Raw genomic sequence first — 23,840 nt, 5'->3', positions numbered from 1 at the left:
GAAGGACGGATCATGACGGTGACACCGATCAGCTACGGCGCGAGGCTGCGCCACCTTGCCGCCGAGCGCGGCAGCGCCGAGGCCGTGCGCTTCCTGCCGGCGAAAGGCGCGGAGCAGTCGCTGAGCTGGGAGGCGCTCAACGTCCTGACCGACCGCTTCGCCCGCGCGCTGATGGCGCGCGGCGTGGGGCAGGGCGACGTGGTCGCCTTCGCCCTCGGCAACATCCCCGCCCATCTGGCGATGGCCATCGCGATCTGGCGCTGCGGCGCCACCACCATGGTGCTCGATCCCGGCATCCTGCCCGAGACCGCGCAGGCCATGAAGGCGCGCAGCGGCGCGGCGCTGGTCATCGCGCAGCGCCCGGGCACAGGCGACGTGACGTTGGCCGAGTTCGAGGCCGAGGCCGAGGCGCTGCCCGAAACTCCCGTCGAGGATCGCATCTCGACCCCGGGCAAGATCGTCCTGTCGGGCGGCTCCACCGGCCTGCCCAAGATGATGTGCGACGAGCGCCCCTTCACCCGCGTGCCGGGCTCGAGCTGGGGCCGCGTCGCGCCGCGGCTCGGTTTTCGCTGCGATCAGGTGCAGCTGGTCTGCGGGGCGATGTCGCATAACGCGCCCTTCACATGGGCACAGAACGGGCTCTTCGAGGGCAACCGGCTGGTGCTGATGGAGCGCTTCGACGCGGTGCGCGCGCTGCAGGCCATCGACCGCTTCGAGATCGGCTTCGCCATGCTGGTGCCGACGATGATGGTGCGGATGATCGACCATCTCGAGGAAAGCGGCGCGACGCTTTCCAGCCTGCACGCACTCTACCACACCGGGGCGCCCTGCGCGGCCTGGCTCAAGCAGGCGTGGATCGACGTGCTCGGCCCCGAGCGCGTCACCGAGATGTATGGCTCGGGCGAGAACACCGGCCAGACCACGATCACCGGCACCGAATGGCTCGCCCATCGCGGCTCGGTCGGTTGCGGCTTCGAGACGGAGATCCGCATCTACGGCCCCGACGGCACGCTCCTGCCCGTGGGCGAGACCGGCGAGATCTTCATGCGCCCCGCCGATCTTGGCGCGCGCAGCCACTATACCGGCCCCGACGCGCCGCAGCCCGAGCGCGATGCTGACGGCTTCCAGAGCATCGGCGATGTCGGCTGGCTCGACGCCGACGGCTTCCTCTATCTCGGCGGGCGGCGCGACGACGTGATCAACACCGGTGGCGTCAAGGTCCATCCCGAGACCGTCGAGGCGGTGCTGCTGCAACATCCCGAGATCCGCGACGCGGTGGTGTTCGGCATCGATGACCGGGAATGGGGCCAGCGGGTGGTGGCCTGCGTCGTGCCGAAGGGCAGCGCGGCGCCCGACCAGCGGGCGCTGCACGATTACTGCGCCGCCCACCTGAGCCCGCAGGAGATCCCCAAGCAGGTCAAGCAGTGCGAGGCGCTGCCCCGCGACGGCTTCGGCAAGATCCGCCGCAAGGCGCTCCGCCGGGATTGGACCCCCGGCGGCTGACACTGCCGCAACTGGCCGGGCTCAGCGCTCGATCTCTTGCGCCACCTGTCCGTAGGCCAGCAGCGCGAAGAGGCCGGTACCCCCGAGGATGTTGCCCATCAGTGTGGCCCCGAGCAGCGACACGACCTCAAGCGGCCCCACCTCTCCGCTCAGCAGCAGCAGGAACATCTCGGCCGAGCCGGCGATCACGTGGGTGAAGCCGCCCATCGCGATCAGGTAGGTGAACATGACGATCACCAGCACCGACGCCCCCCGCGCCGAGGGCATCATCCAGACGATCGCGGCAACGTAGAAGCCCGCCGGCACCCCGAGGGTGAACGCCTCCCAAGGCGTGTGCTCGGCGAAGTGGCGCGAGATCGCGATCATGCCCTGCACGTGCTCGGGCGGGATCGAGCCGCCCCAGACCGCGAAGGCGATGGCCAAGAAGGTGCCGACGAAATTCGCCACCAGGATCACCGCCCAGAGCCGCGCGGTGCACCAGAGCATCTTCGGTGTCCGCTGCACCAGCAGCGGCAGGATCGCGGTGAGCGTGTTCTCGGTGAAAAGCTGCAAACGCCCGAGGATCACCAGAACGAAGCCCACCGAATAGCCGAGATTCTCGATCGCGGCCTGATAGGGGTGGCCTTCAAACATCGTGTGCAGGATGCCTTCGGCGGTCACCGAGGCGGTGATCCCGAGGCCCGCCGCCACGCCCGACCACCAGAGCGAGGAAACCGGCCGCTCCAGCTCGTCCACGCCCTCCTCGTGTACGATGCCGTAGACCGAGACGGCGCTGAGGCCCTGGTTGTCGGCGATATCCTTCTTCTCCTGTTCGGAGGGGTGAATATCCTCGCTGGGAGGGGCGGTTCTTGGCATCTCTGCGGGCCTTTCGATTGCGGAGGGCCGCCATCGGCCCGTCCTGCCGTCATCTCGCGTGCTGCGGATCGATGCTTGGCGTTTCAGTGAGTGGAGCTAGCTCCGGGAAAGCAAAAGGGTATCTCGGGCGAGGCCAGCTGCCCGGCCCCGCCTCGGACGCGGCCTCGACGCCGCCCGCACAACCGCGCAAGCGGCACGCGAGGCGCACCGTTCCGGGGCTCGAGACGCCCTGCGAAACCACGTTAAACGCGCGAAAATCGGTTTGGTTTCATGAGCCTGTTCGATTGTCATCATGAGTCTCAAATCGCTTTGCTCGGCCCTTTCCCGCCCTAGCATTCCCTCCATCATCGTCATCCGGCGCGGCCGCCTCCCGCCGCGGCCGACCCCACGCGAGAGGAAGGAACTCTTATGAGCCCACCCATCGATTTCAGCCTGCGCCGCCGCACCCTTCTGGCCGGCACAGCCGCCGCAGCCGCCTTCTCCGCCGTCAACCGTGGCGGTGCCGCGGCCCAGAGCAGCGCCGCGCCCGCCGGTCCCGAAACCTCCACCGTCACGCTCACGGTGAATGGCGAGCCGCGCGAGCTGACCGTCGACAACCGCACCACGCTGCTGGATGCGCTGCGCGAGCACCTCAAGCTCACCGGCACCAAGAAGGGCTGCGACCACGGCCAGTGCGGCGCCTGCACCTGCACGGTGAACGGCGAGCGCATCAACTCGTGCCTGAGCCTCGCGGTGATGCATGACGGCGACGAGGTCGAGACCATCGAGGGCATCGGCCAGCCCGAGAATCTCGATCCGATGCAGGCGGCCTTCGTCGAGCATGACGGTTTTCAGTGCGGCTATTGCACACCGGGCCAGATCCAGTCGGCCCGCAAGGTCATCGAGGAGATCCGTGCCGGCATCCCGAGCCACGTCACCGGCGACCTGACCGCCGAGATCGCCATCACCGATGCCGAGATCCGCGAGCGCATGTCGGGCAATATCTGCCGCTGCGGCGCCTATGCCAACATCCTCGCCGCCATCACTCAAGTTGCGGAGGAAAGCGTATGAGAGCCTTTTCCTACGAGAAACCCGCCGATCCCGCGGCTGCCGCGGCCCGCGCCGCAGAGGTCGAGGGCGCCAAGTTCCTTGCTGGCGGCACCAACCTTCTCGACCTGATGAAGCTTGAGATCGAGACCCCGCTGCACGTCATCGACGTCAACGGCCTTGGCCTCGACGAGATCACCGAGACCGAGGAGGGCGGGCTGCGCATCGGCACGCTGGTGACCAACACCGCGCTCTCCGCCGACGCCCGCATCCGCCGCGATTACCCGCTGCTGACCCGTGCCATCGCCGCAGGGGCCACCGGCCAGCTGCGCAACAAGGCGACCACCGGCGGCAACCTGCTGCAGCGCACGCGGTGTCCGTATTTCTATGACACCAACCAGCCCTGCAACAAGCGCGTGCCCGGCTCCGGCTGCGCCGCGCTCAGCGAAGGCGCCTTTTCGCGCCAGCTGGGCGTGATCGGCACCTCGGATGCCTGCATCGCGACCCATCCGTCCGACATGGCGGTGGCGATGCGCGCGCTCGACGCGGTGGTCGAGACGGTGACCCCCACCGGCATGACCCGCGAGATTCCGCTCGAGGAGTTTCACCTGCTGCCCGGCGACACGCCGGAGCAGGAGACCGCGCTGATGCCGGGCGAGCTCATCACCCATGTGCGCCTGCCCGCGCCGGTGGGCGGCGTGCAGGAGTATCACAAGGTCCGCGACCGCGCCTCCTATGCCTTCGCGCTGGTCTCGGTGGCGCTGATCCGTCAGGCCGACGGCTCCGGCCGGGTGGCGCTTGGCGGCGTGGCCCCTAAACCGTGGCGCTCCGACGCCGCCGATGCCGAGCTGCCCAACGGTGCCTCCGCGGTGATGTCGGTGCTGCTCGACGGCGCCCGGCCCACCGAGGAGAACGCCTTCAAGATCACCCTCGCCGAGCGCACGCTCGCGGCCATGCTGAAGGAGTCCTGAGATGGAATTCACCAAACCGGTCGAAAGCAATCTCTTCGACAACGCCAAGGTCGTGGGCAAGCCGATGCAGCGCATCGACGGCCCGCTCAAGGTCACCGGCACCGCGCCCTACGCCTACGAGCGCAATGACGCGGCCCCCGATGCGCTCTATGGCTACCCGCTGGGTGCCGGCATCGGACATGGCCGCATCACCCGGATGGATGCCGAGGCCGCGCGCAACGCCCCCGGCGTGCGCGCCGTGGTGACCACGCTCGAGATCGACCCGCTCGAGAAGGGCATGAACAACGTCGCGCGCCTGTTCGGCGGCGACGAGGTGCAGCACTATCACCAGGCCGTCGCCGTGGTGGTGGCCGACACGTTCGAGCAGGCCCGCGCCGCCAGCGCCCTGATCGAGGTCGAGTACGAGGAGGGCGCCCCCGCGGATCTCGATCTCGACGCCGCCTTCGAGCGGGTGCAGGGCACCGGCGAGCCCGACACGCTGGTTGGCGATGTCGACGCCGCCTTCCGCGATGCCGCACAGGTCGTCGACCAGATGTATCACACGCCCGGCGAGAGCCACACGATGATGGAGCCGCACAGCTCCACCGTCGACTGGTCGGGTGGCGAGGACATGACGGTCTGGACCTCGAACCAGATGATCAACTGGAACCACCAGTCAATCGCCACTACCTTCGGCATCGACCAGGAGCGCATCCGGGTCGAGAGCCCCTACGTGGGTGGCGGCTTCGGGTCCAAGCTTTGGCTGCGCGCCGACGCGGTGCTGGCCGCCCTCGGCTCGCGCGCGGCCGGTGTGCCGGTGAAGCTGGCGCTGCCACGCCCGATGGTGATGAACAACACCACCCACCGCTCGGCCACCGTTCAGCGCATCCGCCTCGCGGCGGGGACCGATGGCAAGCTCACCGGCATCTGGCACGAGGCCGCGGCCTATTGCCTGCCCGGCGGGCGCGGCGAGAACGCCACCGCGCAGACCCCGGTCTTCTACGCCGGCGAGACCCGCCGGGTGAAGAACCACGTGGTCGACATGCCGCTGCCCGAGACCGCCGACATGCGCGCCCCGGGCGAGGCTTCCGGCCTGATGGCGCTCGAGATCGCGATGGACGAAATGGCCGAGAAGCTGGGCATGGACCCGGTGCAGTTCCGCATCGTCAATGACACGCAGGTGAACCCGTCCGACCCGGACATCCCGTTCAGCGACCGTCATTTCGTCGAGTGCCTCGAGCGCGGCGCCGAGGCCTTCAACTGGTCGCAGCGCAACACCAGCCCCGGTGGTCAGCGCGACGGCGACTGGCTGATCGGGCACGGCGTGGCCGGGGCCTATCGCGGCGCGCTGGTGATGCCCTCGGGCGCGCGGGCGATCCTCGATGGCGGCAAGCTGATCATCGAGACCGACATGACCGATATCGGCACCGGCTCCTACACCATCCTGGCGCAGACCGCCGCCGAGACCATGGGCATGGATGTGGCCGATGTCGAGATGCGCATGGCCAACAGCGCCTACCCGGTCTCCTCCGGATCCGGCGGCCAGTTCGGCGCGCCGAGCTCGACCTCGGGCGTCTATGCCGCCTGCATGGCGCTGCGCGAGAAGATCGCCGGCAATCTCGGCCTCGATGAGGCGGAATTCAACGGAGGCCGCGTCACCGGCGGCGACACCGACATGGCGCTCTCGGAGATCAATGAAGAGGTCTCCGCCGAGGACGCGATCCAGTGGGGTGATTTCCAGAAGGGCTACGCCATGGGCACCTTCGGGGCGCATTTCGTCGAGGTGGGCGTGCATGCCTATACCGGCGAGACGCGGGTGCGCCGGATGCTCGCGGTCTGCGATGCCGGTCGTATCATCAACCCGATCACCGCCCGCAGCCAGGTCATCGGCGGCATGGTGATGGGCGTCGGCGCGGCGCTCTCGGAGGACATGGCGCTCGACACCGGGCGCGGCTTCTTCGCCAATCATGACATGGCGAATTACGAGGTCGCGGTGCATGCCGACATCCCCGAGCAGGAGGTCATCTTCCTCGACACGCTCGACGCGGTGGCGACGCCGCTCAAGGCCAAGGGCGTCGGCGAGCTGGGACTCTGCGGCGTGGCCGCGGCCATCGCCAACGGCGTCTACAACGCCACCGGCGTCCGCGTGCGCGACTACCCGCTGACGATGGACAAGTTCATCGATCGCCTGCCCGCCGTCTGAGCGGACAGGCCGTGACGGCAGCACGGGGCGACCTTGCAAGGGGTCGCCCCGTTTCGCTTGGCCGCGACACCGCAGGATACCGCGATTGATGCAGGCTTCTCATGAGTGAGTGTCAGTCGGCGTCGGTTATCGTCGCGCCCCGATCGGCCTAGATTGTTGCCAGACGGACGGGCAGCCGAAAGCGCGCCCCGCTCCGACCTGAGACACGGGCCCCGACGGGCCGAACCGGAAAGGAGATCACCATGATCCTGCAAGAAACCGATACCCTGCCGAACGGCGTCGCCATTCCCAAGCTGGCGCTCGGCACCTGGATGATCGACGACGACAAGGTCGCAGACGCGGTCGTGGCCGCCGTCAAGCTCGGCTACCGCCACATCGACACCGCGCAGGCCTATGGCAACGAGCGCGGCGTGGGCGAGGGCATCCGCGCCTGTGGCGTGGCACGCGAAGAGCTCTTCGTGCAGACCAAGCTCGCTGCCGAGATCAAGGATTACGACGGCGCCAAGGCCGGCATCGAGGACTCGCTCAGGACCCTCGGGCTCGACTATATCGACCTGATGATCATCCACAGCCCGCAGCCTTGGGCCGACTGGGCCGGCGAAGACCGCTTCTTCGAGGGCAACCTCGCGGCGTGGAAAGCGCTGGAAGAGGCCGTCGAGGCCGGCAAGATCCGCGCCATCGGCGTGTCGAACTTCCAGAAACAGGACCTCGACAACCTGCTGCAGAACGCCACCATCAAGCCGATGATCAACCAGGTCCTGGCCCATGTCGGCAACACGCCGTTCGAGCTGATCGACTATTCGAAGTCGAATGGCATGCTGGTCGAGGCCTACTCGCCGATCGCCCACGGCAAGATCCTCGACAACGAAGAGGTTGGCGCCATCGCGCAGAAATACGGCGTGAGCATCCCGCAGCTCTGCATCCGCTACGTGCTGCAGCTGGATCTCCTGGCGCTGCCGAAGACTGCGAACCCGGACCACATGAAGACCAATGCCGACGTCGATTTCGAGATCACCGACGCGGATATGGACACGCTGAAATCGCTGACCGCCAAGGATTACGGCGACGCGAGCGCCTTCCCGGTCTACAGCGGCAAGCACTGAGCTGACGCTCCAGAACGAAAAACGGGGCCGCGATTTGCGGCCCCGTTTGCATGTCGGGCGGTTGGGTCCGCGCTGCGCGCGAGACGCGATCGGAAAACGGCGTCGCCGGCGGGTCTCCCCGCCGGCGTTTTCGTGTCAGGCGCCGTATTGCTCGTCGGACACCTTCTCCATCCAGGTCACCGGCGAGCCGTCGATGCTCTCCTGGATGGCGATGTGCGACATGGCGTTCTTCGGCGAGGCGCCGTGCCAGTGCTTTTCACCGGCCGGAAAGAACACGACGTCGCCCGCCGTCACTTCCTCGATCGGGCCGCCGTCGCGCTGCACCAGGCCGCGGCCGTAGGTGATGATGATGGTCTGGCCCGCGGGGTGGGTGTGCCACGCGGTGCGCGCGCCGGGCTCGAAGGTCACGTGCGCGCCCGAGGTGCGGCCCGGCTCATCGGCCTGGAACATCATCTCGAGGCGGACGGTGCCGGAAAAGGTTTCTTCCGGACCTTTTTGCGAGGGCATGCTACCACAGCGAATGATTTTCATGGGGAGATCTCCTTCTTCCAATTGCTGCGCTGGTCTCAGCGCAGCTTATCAAAACGGTAGGTGAGTGCGGGGCCACCGGGCTGGACATAGGCCAGCTCGACCGTGGCCATAGCGAAAGGCTCGACATAGCGGCCATTGCGCAGCCCGCCGCAATCGAGCGGCTCGAACCCGATGTCGCGAATGAGGCCGCCGGCAATCTGCTTGGCGCCGTCATCGTCGGCATAGGTGAGCACCTGCGGCGCGGGCGCCTGCCCCTTGCGGGCATAGACCGGCGCGAAGCTCTCGGAGGGTGTCGTGTTGAAGCACGAGACCCATCGCGTCTTGGGCCGCTTGCGGGCCAGTTCCTCGGCGCCGGAGGAGGTCGTGCCGACCACCAGGTCGCGGTCGAACGCGTCGAGCGGCACGCAGCAGTTCAGCACCACCTTGCCATCGAGCGGACCGGCCTGGTCCAGAACATCGTCGATGCGGCTCCAGTGCACCGCCAGCAGCAGCACGTCGCCGTGGCCCACCGCTTCGGCAACCGAACCGTATTGCCCGCCAGTTTCGCGGGCGAGGCGCTGCAGCTTGCTGTCGCTGCGGGAGTAGGAAAACAGAACGTCATGCCCGGCGGCGGCCCAGTGCTGACCGAGCTTGCCGCCCATCAATCCGGATCCCAGAATGCCAATCTTCATAATCTGCTCCTTGAACTGCGAGGGGGGCGTCTCCGCCCCCCTCCTGTCTTTGTTCGCGATTTACGAGCCGCGGTTCTCGAACACCTCCTTGGCGACTGGCAGGGCCGAGAAGACCTTGGGCCAGCCGGCGTAGAAGGCGAGATGCGAGAGCATCGCGCCGGCCTCGTCCTGGGTCAGGCCGTTGTCCATCGCGCGGTTGAGGTGGAAGGTCATCTGCTCCGGCTGGCCGGCGGCGATCAGCGCCGCCACGGTGACCATGCTGCGGTCGCGCGGCTCGAGCGCCGGGCGGCGCCACAGGTCGAGGAAGAGCATCTGCTCGGTGGTGTCGACCACGCCCTGGCTGACATCGCCATACATGCCCGAAACCATTTCCTGGCGGCTTGCTTCGGCCTCTTCATCGTAGCCCAGCAGCTCGGGGTCGACAGCGGGAAGATCCTCGGCGGTCACGCCGCGGGCCTCGTAGACCGGTGCCATCGCCTCGGCGGCGGCGGTGGCGTTGCCCCAACCGGTGTAGAAGGCGAGGTGGGTGATGGTTTCCGACAGCTCCGCCGGGGTCACGCCAGCGTCGAGCGCCAGCTCGACATAGGAGCCGAGATTCTCGGTCTCGTGGCGGGTCATCAGGGCTGCGAAGGTTACCAGCGCGCGGTCGCGCATCGACATCTGTTCACCGGACCAGACCTCGCCGATCAGGCCATCGGTCGAATAGGCTTCCAGCGCCGGCGCGACCTGGCCCACGGCGTCCGGTAGGGTGGTCGAGACATCCTGCGCCGACGCGGACGTGGCGGCAAGGGCGAGCGCCGAAGCGGCAATATAGCGTTTCATCTTGGAGGCTCCTCTGTCGGGTTGCGGTCTCTGCCTGACAGATGTGGCGCGGATTGCCCCTGCGTTAATGGCCGATGTGATGATCGCACTCATGATCGCGCCTCATCAATGCTCAGCCCCGCTCCCGCAGCGCCGCCAGCACCACCTCGAAGGCCGAGGAGGGGCGTTGGCGGCTCGGGTAATAGAGGTGAAACCCGGGGAAGGACGGGCAATACGCGTCGAGGCAGGTGCGCAGCGCGCCGCTCTCGATATGCGGCAGGGCCAGCCGCTCCGGCACCAGCGCCAGACCGTGCCCGTCGAGCGCCGCGCGCAGCACCGGGTTGATGGTGTTGAAGCAGGTCTGGCCCGAGACCTTGACGCGGATCTCGTTGCCCTCGGCATCCTCGAATTCCCAAGCGTAGAGCGCGCCATGGGTCGAGAGCCGCAGGTTGATGCAGCGGTGCTCGCTGAGCTCCGTCGGCTCCTGCGGAATGCCGGCGATCTCGAGATAGCCCGGCGCGCCGACGCAGATCATCCGCTCGTCCGGGCCGATCCGCATCGAGATCATGCCCTCGCTGACCTGCTCGCCATAGCGCACCCCGGCATCGCATTGCGACGAGGCGAGGTCGGTGTAGCCGTAATCCATCACGAACTCGACATTGACCGAGGGGTATTCCTTCAGCACCGGCGAGAGCTTGGGCCAGAGGATCGACTCGATGGCGTATTCGACGGCGACGATCCGCACGGTGCCCGTCGGCTGATCGCGCGAGTCGTTCAGCGCCTGCAGCCGCGCCTCGATCTTCTCGAAGCACGGGTTGAGCGTGGCCAGCAGGTCCTCGCCCTCGAGCGTCGGCGCGACGGAACGCGTGGTCCGCGTCAGAAGGCGCAGCCCGAGCCGCTGCTCCAGCCCCTTGATGGCATGGCTCAGCGCCGATTGCGACACGTTGAGCCGCGCCGCCGCGCGGGTGAAGCTGCGTTCCTCTGCGACTGCGGCCAGCGCGATGAGGTCGTTGATATTCTCACGGATCATGGGGGACGGATCGCCGTTGCGGATGGAAATGGGAGTCTCTCCCCTGATTATATATGCGCGAGATTCATCGCGTCCACTGATTGTGCAGCCCCGCTCCGGAGGCTGCACGGCGCCGGTCGCGGCTCAGTCTCCGAGGTAGTCCTCGTCGGAGACCAGCTCGCCCCAGGTCACGGCGGAGCCGTCTTCATTGGCCTGGATGGCATAGTGGGTGACCGACGTGGTGTCGGTGGCGCCGTGCCAGTGGTTCACGTCCGCCGGCGCGAAGACCACGTCGCCGGTGCGCATGATCTGCTTCGGCTGGCCCTCTTCCTGGTACCAGCCGGTGCCGGCGGTCACGACGAGATACTGGCCGATCGGGTGGGTGTGCCATGCCGAGCGCGCGCCGGGCATGAAGATCACTTCGCCGGCGCTGACATCGTTCATGTTGGGGCCGAAGACCGGGGCCACGAAGACCGTGCCGGTGAAGGTCTCGTCGCTGCCGATCTGGCCGCCGCGCTCGAGGCCGGTGGTCTGGGTCATCTCCTGCGCCGAGGCGAAGCCTGCGGTGGCGAGCACGAGGGCGGCTGCGGTGAAGGTGCGTGTCATGTCTGGTCGTCTCCGTTGGTTGCGAGAGGCGGCCGGAGGGCCTGGGGCGCGCGGGTTGGCCCGCGCCCTTGGCATGAGAATTAGGGTCGGATCCGGGAGGAATAATACCGGGGCCGCATTAGCGCTCATGAGGCGGTTTCATGAGCCGGACTGGCCCGCTCTGCCCTGCGTCACGCCGCGCACGAGCGTGGAGGCGCTGCTCCAGACCGCGCTGTGGCGATAAGCCCGCGCAATCTCCGCAGGTTGGAGTCGCATCTGAACGGTTGCACTGCTAAACTTCGAGTAGAAATATTTTTGCACACCCAACCATTTAATCCATCACTGAATGAGGTGGGACGAAATGCCAAGGTATGACCACAGGGCTCTGAAATTCGGGCTCGCCTTGTTTGCCGCAATTGCACTGACCGCCTGCAACGAGGATGACGCCGAAAGCGCCGCGCCATCCGGCACGCTCCCCTCCGTCGTCGTCGCCGAGGTCGTCTCGCGCGATGTTGTCGAGACCGAGCGCTTCATCGGCCGGGCCGAGGCGGTCGATACCACTGACCTGCGCCCCCGCGTCGAGGGCTTCCTCGAGGAGCGGCGGGCCCGCGACGGCGAGCGCGTCGCCGAGGGGGACACGCTCTTCAAGATCGAGCCTGCACCCTACGAGGCCGCCCTGGCACAGGCCGAAGCTTCGGTCGCCGAGGCGGAGGCAGCGCTGCAGTTGGCCGAGGTCGACCTGGCCCGCAGCACCCAGCTGCTCGAGCGCGACACGATCTCGCAGGCCGATTACGATGCCAGCGTTGCCAACCGGGCCACAGCGGAGGCAAGGCTCCAGGCCGCAGAGGCCCGCCGTCAGGAGGCCGAGATCCGGCTCGGCTACACCGAGATGAAGGCGCCCTTCGACGGCCGCATCGGCAGCATCGAGTTCAGCCAGGGCGAGGTGGTCGGTCCCGCCAGCGGCTCGCTGGCCAACATCACCCGCATGTCGCCGATCAATGTCAGCTTCGGTCTGTCAGAGCGCGATCTCGTCGAGCTGCTCGACTGGGCGGGCCAGGAAACCCGCGATCTCGGAGGCGGCGATGCGGCCCTGGTTCGGGTGCAACTGCCGACCGGGCGGATGCATGATGAGGAGGGGCGGCTGATCTTCGTCGACAACCGCATCGACCCGGCCACCGGCACGATCACGGTCCAGGCCGAATTCCCCAATGCCTCCGAGACCCTGGTTCCGGGCATGTTCGTCAATGTCGAGATCGGCCAGCGCGAGCCCGAGATCCGCAACACGCTGCCGCAGGCGGCGCTGCAACAGGACCAGCAGGGCAGCTACGTGCTGGTGGTCGGCGAGGGCGATCTCGTCGAACAGCGCTATGTCCGGCTGGGCAGCAATTTCGGCACCGACGTGGTGGTGCTTTCGGGGGCCGAAGAGGGCGAGCGGGTGATCGTCGAGGGACTGCAACGGGTCCGGAACGGTCAGCCGGTCGAGCCGGTTCCGGCGGCTGCGCCGGCCGGGGCCAGCGCGACGGAGGAGTAGGCCGTGTTCTCGTCGTTCTTCATCGACCGCCCGAAATTCGCCCTCGTCATCTCGCTTGTGATCTCGCTCTTCGGCCTGATCTCCTACATCACCCTGCCAGTCGAGAAGTTCCCCGACATCACGCCGCCGGAGGTCAATGTCTCGACCGCCTTCCTCGGCGCCAGCGCCACCACCGTGGAAGAGTCGGTCGCCGCGCCACTGGAGGAGCAGGTCAACGGCGTCGACGACATGATCTACATGTCCTCGAGCAGCGCCGATTCCGGGCTCTACAACATGACCGTGACCTTCGCGGTCGGCACCGATCCCGATATCGCGACCGTCAACGTGCAGAACCGGGTCTCGCAGGCCAACAGCAAGTTGCCCTCCGACGTGGTGCGCAACGGCGTCTCGACCAGCAAGTCGAGCAGCAACATGCTGCTGATGGTCACGCTCTATTCCGAAGACGGCAGCTATGACGAGCTGTTCCTGTCGAACTACGCCAACATCAATCTCCGCGACCCGCTGGCCCGGGTGCCCGGCGTCGGCCGGGCCGACGTTCTGACCAACCTGAAATACTCGATGCGGGTCTGGATGGACCCCGAGCGCCTCGCTGCCCTTAGCATGACGCCGAGCGATTTCATCGCGGCGATCCGGGATCAGAATGCCATTGTCCCCGCGGGGACAGTGGGCGGACCTCCGGGCGGCGACGATCCGCAGCTGACCTACACCGTCACCGCGCAGGGCCTCCTTGCCGAACCGGAAGAGTTCGAGGAAATCGTGCTGCGCACCGGCGCCGATGGCGCACAGGTGACCGTGGGCGATGTCGCCCGGGTCGAGCTGGGCTCACAGTTCTACACCTATTCCGGCTCGTTCAACGGCGTGCCCTCCTCGGTGATCGGGGTCTACCAGGCCCCCGGCGCCAACGCCGTCGCGGTCTCCGAAGGGGTGATCTCGACCATCGAACGCCTCGCCGCCTCGCTTCCCGAGGGGATGAGCTACGCGGTGACCTACAACAACACCGATTTCATCGAGAGCTCGATCAACGACGTCATCCAGACCCTCCTTCTGGCGCTCGTTCTGGTGCTGGCAGTGGTCTACATCTTCCTCGGCAGCTGGCGCGCGACGCTGGTGCCGGCGGTCGCCATCCCGGTGTCGCTGATCGGCGCCTTCGCGGTGATGCAGGCGGCGGGGATGAGCCTCAACACGATCTCGCTCTTCGCCCTCGTGCTGGCGATCGGCATCGTGGTCGACGATGCCATCGTCGTGGTCGAGAACACCGAGCGCCTGATCGCCGAGGGGCTGGCCCCGAAAGAGGCGACCCGGCAGGCCATGCGCGAGGTCACGACGCCGGTGATCGCCACCACGCTGGTGCTGCTGGCGGTGTTCGTCCCCGTGACCTTCATGCCCGGCATCACCGGCCGGCTCTACAGCGAGTTCGCGATCACCATCTCCGGTGCCGTGGTGATCTCCTCGCTCAACGCGCTCACCCTGTCGCCGGCGCTCTGCAGCCTGATCCTTCGGCCGCGCAAGGGCGAGCCGCGCGGCTTGCTGCGCGTCTTCGAAGGCGCAATCTCGGCCACCCGAAGCGGCTATGTCGGCATCGTTTCGCGTCTTGCACGGATCTCGATCATCGGCATCGTGCTGGTCGCCGTGGTGCTCATCGGACTCGGCGGCCTGTCGCGCGTGGCGCCCACCGGCTTCATCCCCAACGAGGATCAGGGCACCTTCGCGGTCGACATCCAGCTGCCCGACGCGGCCACGCTGGCCCGCACCGAGGCGGTCTCGCGCGAGGTCGGAGAGATTGTCGCCAACACACCGGGCGTCAAGGAATACGTCACCGTGAACGGCTTCTCGATCCTGTCGGGCGGGGCCGCCGCGAACGGCGCCTTCCTCGCCGTGGTGCTCGATCCGTGGGACGAGCGCACCGATCCCGCGCTGCACGCCGAGGCGATCCGCTCCCGGGTAGAGCGCCAGTTGCAGCAGATCCCGCGCGCCTCGATCATCACCTTCAGCCCGCCGCCGATCCCGGGCCTCGGAAGCGGTGACGGCGTCTCGATGCAGATCCAGCAGACCGGCGCAGGCACGCCGCAGGATCTCGACGCGGTGGTCAAGTCGATGATCTTCGCCGCCAACCAGCGCGACGAGATCGCCCGCAGCTACACCACCTTCCGGGCCAACGTGCCGCAGCTCTTCGTCGATCTCGACCGCGAGCGCGCCAAGACGCTGGGGGTCAATGTCTCCGATGTCTTCACCGCGCTACAGGCCTATCTAGGCTCGGTTTACGTCAACGATTTCAACCTCTTCGGAAGGGTCTACCAGGTCAAGATCCAGGCCGAGGGCGAATTCCGCGACACCGCGGACGATATCGCCAATCTCTACGTGCGCTCGCAGAGCGGGGAGATGGTGCCGCTGCGCACGCTGGTCACGGTGGAAAATACCGTCGGCCCGATGAACCTGCCGCGCTACAATCTCTACCGCTCCGCCGCGCTGACCGCCAACACCAGCCCCGGCACCTCGACCGGGGAGGCGATCGCCGTGCTCGAGCAGGTGGCGGCCGAGACCCTGCCGCCGGGCTACAGCTTCGAATGGACCGGCTCGGCCCTGCAGGAGCAGGAGGCGGGCGGCATCGTGGTGATCATTCTCGGACTCGCAGTGGTCTTCGCCTATCTCTTCCTCGTCGCCCAGTACGAGAGCTGGACGATGCCGCTGGCGATCCTGCTCACCGTGCCCCTCGCGCTCCTGGGCGCCTATGTGGCGGTGCTGATCGCGGGGCGCGACGTCAATCTCTACACCCAGATCGGGATGATCATGCTGATCGGGCTCGGGGCCAAGAACGCCATCCTGATCGTCGAATACGCGATGCATCTGCGCGCCTCGGGCAAGTCGATCTTCGACGCCGGCACCGAGGCGGCACGGCTGCGCTTCCGCGCCGTGATGATGACCGCGCTGTCCTTCCTTCTGGGCGTGGTGCCGCTGGTCGTCGCCTCGGGTGCGGGTGCGGGCAGCCAGCAGGCCATCGGCATCGCGGTGTTTGGCGGCATGGCCTTTGCCAGCAGCTTCGGGGTCGTCCTGACGCCGATCCTCTACGTGGCGCTACAGGCGGCGCGCGAGCGGGTTTCGGGGAACTATCACGGCATCCACGGCAAGTCGGAAGATACCGCTGAGACGCCCCCGGCGGAGCCTGACAGCGCGGTCTGATCCCAGGGCCGAGCATCGCGCGCCGGCGGGCAGGGGAGTTGAGCTTGTCTCTCGCCCGTGCCAACACTGAACGATCACAACAAGGCGCAGGATGACGGACCATGGCACGCGGGGCGGTACAGCAAAACCGATCTGAGATGATCTGCGGGGCCCTTCGGTCAGCCATCCTCGAACGCGCGCTGCTGCCGGGAATGAAGCTGCCGGAGGATTCCCTCGGCGAGCGCTTCGGCGCCAGCCGCACCATCATCCGGCAGGCGCTGGAGCGGCTCGCCGCCGAGGGGCTGGTGGAGCTGCGCCACAACCGGGGCGCCGCCGTCGCAACGCCCAGCCTCGAGGAGGCGCGCGATCTCTTCGAGCTGCGCACCCACACCGAGGACCTGGTGATCACCCGGCTCGCCTCCGGTCTGACCGAGGAGCAGCGCAGCCGGCTGGCCGAGCACATCGCCCGCGAGGAAGCGGCGCTCGGCGGGCCCGAGCCGCTGTCGATCCGGCTGGCGACCGAGTTCCACATCCTGATGGCAGAGCTGACTGGAAGCCCGGTCCTGTTCCGCTACGTCAAGGAGCTGAGCTATCGCTGCGGCCTGACCCTGTCGCAATACTCGCGCCCGCATTCGAGCAATTGCGGCATCCAGGAGCACCGCGACATTCTCTCGGCATTGCAGGACGGCGACGTGGAGAGGGCCCGCGCCATCGCACGGGCCCATCTCGATTCCGTCTCGTCGCGGGCGCAGTTCGACACCGGCGGCAAGAACGGCTTCTCCTATCTCGACGCGCTAGAGCCCTACGCCTCTGGCGTGCGCGACCCGGGCTGATCCGCGGGCCGCGCAGGGAGGGCGTAGGCCTCAGGCCTCGATGCCGCGCGCGGTCAGGATGCGCTCGGCGCTGTCGTTCCAGACATCCATCTTCACGATCTTGCCGTTCTCGACCACGAAGCGGTCGACGTAGCGGTTGCCTTCGAACGGGGTGCCATCGGGCCACTCGCCGTAGAGATACCCGGTGGAATAGACCACCACGCCCTCGGCCCCCTGCGCCACGTCGAACTGGCGCATGTCCTTCTTCACCCAGGCGTAGCGCATCGCGTTGAAGCCGGCCGGACCCGATGGGTGATGGTAGACCCGGCCGCCGGTGAAGGTGATCGTCACCTCCTCGGCCATGTAGGTGGCGGCACGTTCGGGGTCGGGGACCATCGAGGCTTCGAGGTAGTCGTGGACGATCTGCGCCTCGGGGGGCAGCGTGTCGTAGTCGAGCGCAAGCGTGGCTGTCATGGAGATCCCTTTCGTGTTGATGCGGCTCAGGCTGGCATGATTCGCAGCCCGGGGAACCTGTCGGCGATCATTTCATACAAAAATTGCATGCGATTTGCCTGCGGAATGTGCAGGCGATTCCGGAAATCCGATTTCCGGGGTGTTTTTTGCCCAGGCGCTTTGACGGGGCGGCCGGCTGCGGGCGGTTATGAGGGCACGAAGACGACACCACAAAGACCGTCACACCGACAGCCGGAGGCCTTCATGCCCACACGATTCACCTTCACCCGCCGCGCGGCCCTCGCCGGCGCCACCGCTCTCTCGATGCTGGCAAGCCTGCCGGCGTCGGCGCAGGAAGAGCCGATCAAGATCGGCCTTGTCGCAGCGCTCAGCGGCCAGTCCGCCAAGTCCGGCGAAGCGATCACCCGCGGCATCGAGATGGCCATGGACGAGATCAACGCCAAGGGCGGCGTCCTCGGCCGGCCCCTGGAGCTGATCAGCCGCGACGACGAGGCCAATCCCGGCACCGGCATGGTCGCCGCGCGCGAGCTGGTGCAGCGCGAAGACGTGGCCGTACTGATGGGCGGTCTCGATACGCCGGTCTCGATGGCGATCGTGCCCTTTGCCAACCAGGCGAAAGTGCCCTTCGTCGGACCCTGGGCCGCGGGCACGGGCATTACCGTGAACGGCGCCGAGGAGAATTACGTCTTCCGTGTTTCGGCGGTGGACGAGTATGTCGACGAAGCCATCACCGAGTATCTCGTCAGCGAGTACGGCTCCGAGAAGCCGGGCATGATCCTCATCAACAACCCCTGGGGCGAGTCGAACGAGGACGGGCTGACCAAGGCGCTCGAGGCGCGCGGCATGGAACACGCCGGCATCGAGAAATTCGAGAGCAACGACGTGGACGTGGTGCCGCAACTCACCCGCCTGCGCGAGAACGGCGCGGACGGCCTGTTCCTCGTCGGCAACGTCGGCCCCTCGGCGCAGGTGGTGAAGTCGCTCGACCGGATGGGCTGGGACGTGCCCGTGGCCTCGCACTGGGGCCCGTCGGGTGGCCGCTTCACCGAGCTGGCCGGCCCGAGCGGCGAGAAGGTCCACTTCATCCAGACCTTCCTCTTCACCTCGGAAGAGCACCCGATGTTCCAGAAGCTCCAGGACAAGTATCCCGAGATCCAGAGCCTCGCCGACGTGACCCCGGCCACGGGCATCGCAAATGCCTATGACGCCACGCTGCTGATCGCGGCGGCCATCGAGGCGGCGGGCAGCACCGAGGGTCCGGCGATCCGCGAGGCGATGTACGGCATCAGCGGCGTCGAGGGCGTGATCAAGACCTACGACCAGCCGTTCTCGCCCGACAACCAGGATGCGCTCGGCCCGGACGACTACATCTTCGCGCATTTCGTCGAGGGCGAGATCATCCCGCTCGAGGAATGATCCGCGCCACGGCCTGAAACGGGCGCCTCCGGCCAATGCGTGCCGGGGGCGCCGCCCTTCCTCCCCCCTTTTCCGTGGAGAGCCGGAATGTCCCTTTTCGTCGCCGCCGTCCTTACAGGGCTGGGTCTCGGAGCCATGTACGGGCTGATCGCCCTCGGCTTCCAGATCACCTATTCCGTCTGCTCCCGCGTGAACTTCGCGCAAGGCTCCATGGTCATGCTCGGCGCGGTGCTGGGCTATGTCCTGACGGTGCGCTGGGGCCTGCCGGTCTGGATCGGCTACCCGCTGGCGCTGCTGGGCTGTGCGCTCATAGGCATGCTGGTGGAACTGTGCCTGATCCGTCCCTTCGCCATCCGCGGCAACGAGGGCTGGCTGATGTCCACGGTCGCAGGGGGCATCCTGCTCGACAACGCCGTGCTCTTCACCTTCGGGAACGAGCCACGCAGCCTGCCGTCGCCGCTGGTCGGGACCAGCTGGCAGATCCTCGGCACCGGCATCTATCCGCTGCAGCTGCTGATCCCGCTGGTGGCCATCGCGCTGGCCTTCGGGTTGCAGATCCTGTTCCGTCGCACGCGGCAGGGCAGGGCGCTCCTTGCCGTGGTGCAGAACCCCGAGGCGGCGCGGCTCATGGGCATCAACACCACCGCCATGATCTCGGGCAGCTTCGCGCTGTCGTCGATGCTGGCAGGCGCGGCGGGGCTGCTGATCGCGCCGCTCTTCTCGGTGCATTCCGACATGGGCACGCTCTTCGGCATCAAGGCCTTCGCGGTCGCCATCCTCGGGGGCATGACCTCGGCCTGGGGCGTGATGATCGCCGGCTTCCTCTATGGCCTGGTCGAGGGCATGACGACCTCGTTCCTCGGGTCCTCCTGGACATATATCGTCGTCTTCGCCCTGCTGATCGCCGTGCTCGCGGTGAAACCGGGCGGGCTGTTCGGCGCCGCCAAGCTCAAGAAGGTCTGAGCCATGACGACCAAACCCTCCGCACCCCGCACCGGCCTGACCGACGCCCGGATCATGGACATCGCGCTGGTCGCCCTGACCTGCGGCGCGCTGGCGCTGCTCAACGTGGTGGGGGGCTACACGCTCTTCGTCATTGGGCTGGTGGCGATCTGGACGATCCTCGGCACCGGGCTCAACCTGCTCTTCGGGTTGACCGGCCTCGTCTCGCTCGGGCAGGTCGGCTTCCTTGCCATCGGCGCCTATGCCCATGCCATCGCGCTGCAGGCCGGCCTGAGCTTCTGGCTCGCCCTGCCGCTGGCCACCGCGGTCAGCGCGGCGGTGGGCTGCCTGCTGGCAGTTCCGGCGGTGCGCATGGCGGGGCCGTTCCTGGCGATGGTGACGATCGCCTTTGCCTTCATCATCGAGCACCTCGTGATCGAATGGCGCGGGCTGACCGGCGGCCAGAACGGCCTGATGGGCTTCGACGCCCCCAGCATCGGCGGGATCGCCTTCGGCGAGAAGGAGTTGGTCATGCTGGCCATCGTGCTCGCCGGGGCGCTGCTTCTGGCCTATCGCCGCGTGGCGGTCAGCGGCTGGGGCATGGCGATGGTCGCCCTGCGCGACCAGGAGATCGCCGCCGGAGCGCTCGGCTTCAATCCTTTCCGGACCAAGCTCGCGGCCTTTGCCGTGGCGGCAGCGGCGGCAGGGCTCGCCGGCGGGCTCTTCGCCCAGCTCATGCAGTTCATCGCGCCGAGCAACTTCATGCTCTCGCAATCCATCCTGTTTCTCTTCGCCGTCATCCTCGGCGGGTCGGGGACGGTACTCGGCCCGCTGGTCGGGGCCGCCGTGGTCGTCTTCCTGCCCGAGGTGCTGGCAGGGATGGCGGAATACCGGCTGCTGTTCTTCGGCGCGCTGCTGGTGGCCGTCCTGCTGCTGGCGCCGCAGGGGGTGGTCGGCCTCGTCGCGCGCGTGCTGCCGCGCCGCCGCCATGCCGTTGATGCCGTGTCGCCGGAGGCGATGTTTCAGACCATCACCCCGGCGGATCCGCAGGGGCTGCAGGTGAGCGGCCTCGGGATCACCTTCGGCGGGGTGCGCGCCGTGGTCGATGCCAGCTTCACCGCCGCCCCGGGCGAGGTGACCTCGATTATCGGTCCCAACGGCGCCGGCAAGACGACGCTGCTCAACATGATCTCGGGGTTCTACGTCCCGGGCACCGGCACGATCCGCACCCGTGACACCGAGATCGCCGGCTGGTCGCTGCATGACACCGCCCGGCTCGGGGTGGCGCGGACCTTCCAGGCGACGCGGCTCTTCGGCAGCCTCTCCGCCGAGGAGAACGTCATCGCCGGGTTCCCGCGGGGCCGCTTCGGGGCGCCCTTCGCCCCATTGACCACCCTGGAGAACCGCGCCGCCGCGCGCGGGCTGCTGGCGCTGGTCGGCTACACCGGAGACCCCGAGACCCCCGCCGCCGACCTGCCGCACGTGGACCGGCGCCTCGTCGAGATCGCGCGCGCACTGGCCATGCGTCCGCACGTGCTGCTGCTCGACGAGCCTGCCGCCGGGCTGATGCACGGCGACAAGATGGCTCTTGCCGCGCTGCTCCGCCGGCTTGCGGACACCGGCATCGCGGTGGTGCTGGTCGAGCACGACATGGACATGGTCATGGGCATTTCCGACCGCATCCTCGCGCTCGACGCCGGCCAGCCCATCGCTTTCGACACGCCGGACCGCATCCGTGCCAACGAGAAGGTCATCGCCGCCTATCTCGGCGAGGGCACGCTCTCGGCCCCGCCGCGCAAGCTGGCGCACCAGCCGGGCGCGATGGACGCGCTGATCACCAGCGAGCTCACCGCCGGCTACGGAGCCGCCGACGTGCTTCAGGGGCTGCGCATCCGCGTCGGGCAGGGCGAACTGGTGGCCCTTCTGGGCGCCAACGGCGCGGGCAAGTCGACCTTCCTGCGCACCGTCGCGGGGCTGGTCCAGCCCACGGGCGGCAAGATCATCATGAACGACGCCTCGATCCACGGTCTGCCGCCGCACCACATCGTCGAGCACGGTCTGGCGCTGGTCCCCGAAGGGCGGCAGGTCTTCCCCGACCTCACCGTGGCCCAGAACATCGAGCTGGGCGCCTACCGCCGCAAGGAGCGTCCCGGCCCCGAGGAACTCGAGGCGATCCTGCGCCGCTTCCCCCGCCTGCGCGACCGGCTCGACACGCCTGCCGGGCTGCTCTCGGGCGGCGAGCAGCAGATGATGGCCATCGCGCGCGGCCTCATGGCGAAGCCGAAGCTGCTGCTGCTCGACGAGCCGTCGCTGGGCCTTGCCCCCGCGATGACCGAGGAGCTCTACGCCATCCTCGCCGAGCTGCGCGACGACGGCATGACCATCCTGCTGGTGGACCAGATGGCGACGCTGGCGCTGGCGGTGGCCGACCGCGGCTACGTGCTGGAGCAGGGGCGCATCGTGGCGGAAGGTCCTGCCGACGAGCTGCGCGCGGACAAGGCCCTGATCGACGCCTATCTCGGGCAGGGCGAAAGCGCCGAGGCAGCGCAATGACCCCCGACCTCGTCATCCGCCAGGCCCGTATCGCGGACGGGGCCGCGCCGGTCGACATCGCGGTGAAGGACGGAATGATCTCCGGGATCGCCCCGCGGATCGGCTCGGACGCGCCCTGTCTCGACGCCGCTGGCGGGCTGCTCATCCGGGGGTTCGCCGACAGCCACCTGCATCTCGACAAGGCCTGCATCCTGGACCGCGCGCAGAACCGGACCGGCACGCTCAAGGGCGCGCTCGAGGCCGTCACGGCGGCCAAGCGCGACTTCACCGCGTCTGATGTATATGCCCGGGGGGCACGGGTGCTCGACGCGGCGATCGGGCAGGGCACGACGCTCATCCGCACCCACGTGGAGATCGACCCGGCCATCGGGCTTGCGGGGTTCGATGCCATCCGGCAGCTCAAGGCTGATTACGCCTGGGCGCTTGACCTGCAGATCTGCGTCTTTCCGCAGGAGGGTCTGCTGAACTATCCGGGCACCGAGGCGTTGCTGCGCGCCGCGCTCGACGCGGGTGCCGACCTGCTGGGGGGCTGTCCCTATACCGACACCGACCCCGAGGGGCACATCGCCCGGGTCTTCGGCATGGCACGGGAATATGATGTCGATCTCGATTTCCACCTTGATTTCGACCTCGACACAAGCTGGCGGCATCTCGACGAGGTCGCACGGCAGACCATCGCGCACGGGATGCAGGGGCGGGTGGCCATCGGCCACGTGACCAAACTGTCGATGCTTCCGCCCGAAAGGCTGGCAGAGAGCATCGCGCTGATGAAGGATGCTGGCATCGCGCTGACCGTGCTGCCAGCGACGGACCTCTTCATCACCGGGCGCGACCATGACCACGCCGTGCCGCGCGGCGTCGCGCCGGCGCACAGGTTTCATGCGGGGGGCGTCTGCTGCACGGTGGCGACGAACAACGTGCTGAACCCCTTCACCCCCTACGGCGACTGTTCGCTGCCACGCATGGCGAACCTTTTCGCCAACGTGGCGCAGCTGGGCACCGGGGAGGAGTTGTCGGCCTGCTTCGCGATGATCAGCGCCGCGCCGTTCCGCCTGCTGGGCCGCGACGCGCGCATCGCCGAGGGCACGCCAGCCGATCTGGTGCTGCTGCCGGGCAGCTCGGCCGCGGCAACCGTGGCCGAGATCGGGAGACCGCTGTGGGGGATGAGGGCGGGCCGGATGACCTTCGAGGCGCCGGCACCGAGGCTGCTGGGGCCGCGGCGTGACGCGCAAACGGTGCGCGATTACAGCCTGATGTCGTCGGGACGCTGATCGCCCGGCAGCTTCGCGCGCTCGAGGATGATCTGCGAGATCGCCCGAGCGCGCACCGTGTCCAGCGCGGCGATGATCGGTGCCGCGCCGAACTGGTTCATCGTGATCACCGACCTCAATGTTGAGCACGCTCGCGATCTCCGCCGCCTCGCGCGGCTTCACATTCTGGTAGAGCGATACCAGCCGGTCGAGAATCAAAGACATCGGTCAGACAGACAGAACGCCATCTCATCGGCCATGGTCTTTAATGTATTGAATTCATTGTCTTCAGAATATTGCAGGGCTTTTGTTTAACATAATCCCTATTACAGGATTCATGAGTTCACAGAGGTGCGCGCTACCCTCAAGTGCGACTCCCATTAGAAAACAGATGGTTATCTAATGGAGAGAGCCTGCCATGGGAGCGGTATACACGCAACTGAGCGTCAAGGAACGTGTTCAGATCGAA

General features: G+C 67.5%; 20 protein-coding genes. 12 read left to right on the top strand and 8 right to left on the bottom strand.

Features of this window, described 5'->3' with window-relative positions; genetic code table 11:
* Positions 1-12: 12 nt before the first annotated feature.
* Positions 13-1,503 (top strand): AMP-binding protein, encoded by a 1,491-nt coding sequence (locus tag KUV62_RS20905; protein WP_222605694.1) that lies wholly within the window; start codon positions 13-15, stop codon positions 1,501-1,503.
* A 21-nt stretch (positions 1,504-1,524) separates the two neighbouring features.
* On the opposite strand, the gene KUV62_RS20900 is transcribed toward KUV62_RS20905, so the two are convergent.
* Positions 1,525-2,358 carry a formate/nitrite transporter family protein gene (locus KUV62_RS20900; protein WP_222605693.1) on the bottom strand — a complete coding sequence of 278 codons (834 nt, stop codon included), beginning with the start codon at positions 2,356-2,358 and terminating at the stop codon, positions 1,525-1,527.
* A 408-nt stretch (positions 2,359-2,766) separates the two neighbouring features.
* Between KUV62_RS20900 and paoA the strand changes: the two genes are divergently transcribed.
* The 4 genes from paoA to KUV62_RS20880 all read left to right on the top strand — a co-directional run bounded on the left by paoA (position 2,767) and on the right by KUV62_RS20880 (position 7,640).
* On the top strand, positions 2,767-3,408 hold the full coding sequence (gene paoA / locus KUV62_RS20895; protein WP_222605692.1) for an aldehyde dehydrogenase iron-sulfur subunit PaoA: 642 nt from the start codon (positions 2,767-2,769) through the stop codon (positions 3,406-3,408).
* Positions 3,405-4,355 carry an FAD binding domain-containing protein gene (locus KUV62_RS20890; RefSeq protein WP_222605691.1) on the top strand — a complete coding sequence of 317 codons (951 nt, stop codon included), beginning with the start codon at positions 3,405-3,407 and terminating at the stop codon, positions 4,353-4,355. The genes paoA and KUV62_RS20890 overlap by 4 nt, the downstream gene beginning before the upstream one ends.
* A 1-nt stretch (position 4,356) precedes the next feature.
* Entirely contained in the window at positions 4,357-6,537 is a 2,181-nt protein-coding gene (gene paoC / locus KUV62_RS20885) for an aldehyde oxidoreductase molybdenum-binding subunit PaoC (protein ID WP_222605690.1), read from the top strand.
* A gap of 242 nt (positions 6,538-6,779) precedes the next feature.
* Positions 6,780-7,640, top strand: coding sequence for an aldo/keto reductase (locus KUV62_RS20880; protein WP_222605689.1), 861 nt, complete (start codon positions 6,780-6,782; stop codon positions 7,638-7,640).
* A gap of 135 nt (positions 7,641-7,775) precedes the next feature.
* On the opposite strand, the gene KUV62_RS20875 is transcribed toward KUV62_RS20880, so the two are convergent.
* The 5 genes from KUV62_RS20875 to KUV62_RS20855 all read right to left on the bottom strand — a co-directional run bounded on the left by KUV62_RS20875 (position 7,776) and on the right by KUV62_RS20855 (position 11,258).
* Positions 7,776-8,171: a cupin domain-containing protein gene (locus KUV62_RS20875; protein WP_222605688.1), complete on the bottom strand. Its 396-nt coding sequence runs from the start codon at positions 8,169-8,171 to the stop codon at positions 7,776-7,778.
* A gap of 35 nt (positions 8,172-8,206) precedes the next feature.
* Positions 8,207-8,842 (bottom strand): NADPH-dependent F420 reductase, encoded by a 636-nt coding sequence (locus KUV62_RS20870; protein WP_222605687.1) that lies wholly within the window; start codon positions 8,840-8,842, stop codon positions 8,207-8,209.
* Positions 8,843-8,902: 60 nt separating this feature from the next.
* A complete protein-coding gene (locus KUV62_RS20865) occupies positions 8,903-9,664 on the bottom strand; it encodes a carboxymuconolactone decarboxylase family protein (RefSeq protein WP_222605686.1) in 762 nt (253 codons plus the stop codon).
* A gap of 112 nt (positions 9,665-9,776) precedes the next feature.
* Positions 9,777-10,673 (bottom strand): LysR family transcriptional regulator, encoded by an 897-nt coding sequence (locus KUV62_RS20860; RefSeq protein WP_222605685.1) that lies wholly within the window; start codon positions 10,671-10,673, stop codon positions 9,777-9,779.
* Between the two features lie 123 nt (positions 10,674-10,796).
* Positions 10,797-11,258 carry a cupin domain-containing protein gene (locus KUV62_RS20855; RefSeq protein WP_222605684.1) on the bottom strand — a complete coding sequence of 154 codons (462 nt, stop codon included), beginning with the start codon at positions 11,256-11,258 and terminating at the stop codon, positions 10,797-10,799.
* A gap of 340 nt (positions 11,259-11,598) precedes the next feature.
* Here KUV62_RS20855 and KUV62_RS20850 point away from each other — a divergent pair, with 340 nt between their 5' ends.
* The 3 genes from KUV62_RS20850 to KUV62_RS20840 all read left to right on the top strand — a co-directional run bounded on the left by KUV62_RS20850 (position 11,599) and on the right by KUV62_RS20840 (position 16,757).
* Positions 11,599-12,768 (top strand): efflux RND transporter periplasmic adaptor subunit, encoded by a 1,170-nt coding sequence (locus KUV62_RS20850; protein ID WP_222605683.1) that lies wholly within the window; start codon positions 11,599-11,601, stop codon positions 12,766-12,768.
* A gap of 3 nt (positions 12,769-12,771) precedes the next feature.
* Positions 12,772-15,945, top strand: coding sequence for an efflux RND transporter permease subunit (locus KUV62_RS20845; RefSeq protein ID WP_222605682.1), 3,174 nt, complete (start codon positions 12,772-12,774; stop codon positions 15,943-15,945).
* Between the two features lie 137 nt (positions 15,946-16,082).
* Positions 16,083-16,757: a GntR family transcriptional regulator gene (locus KUV62_RS20840; RefSeq protein WP_222605681.1), complete on the top strand. Its 675-nt coding sequence runs from the start codon at positions 16,083-16,085 to the stop codon at positions 16,755-16,757.
* A 30-nt stretch (positions 16,758-16,787) separates the two neighbouring features.
* On the opposite strand, the gene KUV62_RS20835 is transcribed toward KUV62_RS20840, so the two are convergent.
* On the bottom strand, positions 16,788-17,210 hold the full coding sequence (locus tag KUV62_RS20835; RefSeq protein ID WP_222605680.1) for a nuclear transport factor 2 family protein: 423 nt from the start codon (positions 17,208-17,210) through the stop codon (positions 16,788-16,790).
* 243 nt (positions 17,211-17,453) lie between these two features.
* Here KUV62_RS20835 and KUV62_RS20830 point away from each other — a divergent pair, with 243 nt between their 5' ends.
* The 4 genes from KUV62_RS20830 to KUV62_RS20815 all read left to right on the top strand — a co-directional run bounded on the left by KUV62_RS20830 (position 17,454) and on the right by KUV62_RS20815 (position 23,392).
* Positions 17,454-18,626, top strand: coding sequence for an ABC transporter substrate-binding protein (locus KUV62_RS20830; RefSeq protein WP_222605679.1), 1,173 nt, complete (start codon positions 17,454-17,456; stop codon positions 18,624-18,626).
* Positions 18,627-18,713: 87 nt separating this feature from the next.
* The gene (locus tag KUV62_RS20825; protein WP_222605678.1) at positions 18,714-19,589 is read left to right on the top strand and encodes a branched-chain amino acid ABC transporter permease; all 876 of its coding nucleotides are present in this window, start codon (positions 18,714-18,716) and stop codon (positions 19,587-19,589) included.
* A 3-nt stretch (positions 19,590-19,592) separates the two neighbouring features.
* Positions 19,593-22,121 (top strand): ATP-binding cassette domain-containing protein, encoded by a 2,529-nt coding sequence (locus tag KUV62_RS20820; protein ID WP_222605677.1) that lies wholly within the window; start codon positions 19,593-19,595, stop codon positions 22,119-22,121.
* Positions 22,118-23,392 (top strand): amidohydrolase family protein, encoded by a 1,275-nt coding sequence (locus KUV62_RS20815; RefSeq protein ID WP_222605676.1) that lies wholly within the window; start codon positions 22,118-22,120, stop codon positions 23,390-23,392. Before KUV62_RS20820 ends, KUV62_RS20815 begins: the two co-directional genes overlap by 4 nt.
* On the opposite strand, the gene KUV62_RS22740 is transcribed toward KUV62_RS20815, so the two are convergent.
* On the bottom strand, positions 23,365-23,493 hold the full coding sequence (locus tag KUV62_RS22740; RefSeq protein ID WP_261395810.1) for a hypothetical protein: 129 nt from the start codon (positions 23,491-23,493) through the stop codon (positions 23,365-23,367). The genes KUV62_RS20815 and KUV62_RS22740 overlap by 28 nt on opposite strands.
* Between the last annotated feature and the right edge of the window lie 347 nt (positions 23,494-23,840).

Source organism: Salipiger bermudensis (assembly GCF_019801965.1).
GTDB classification, from domain to species: domain Bacteria; phylum Pseudomonadota; class Alphaproteobacteria; order Rhodobacterales; family Rhodobacteraceae; genus Salipiger; species Salipiger bermudensis_A.
This window is presented reverse-complemented; position numbering and strand designations above follow the sequence as displayed.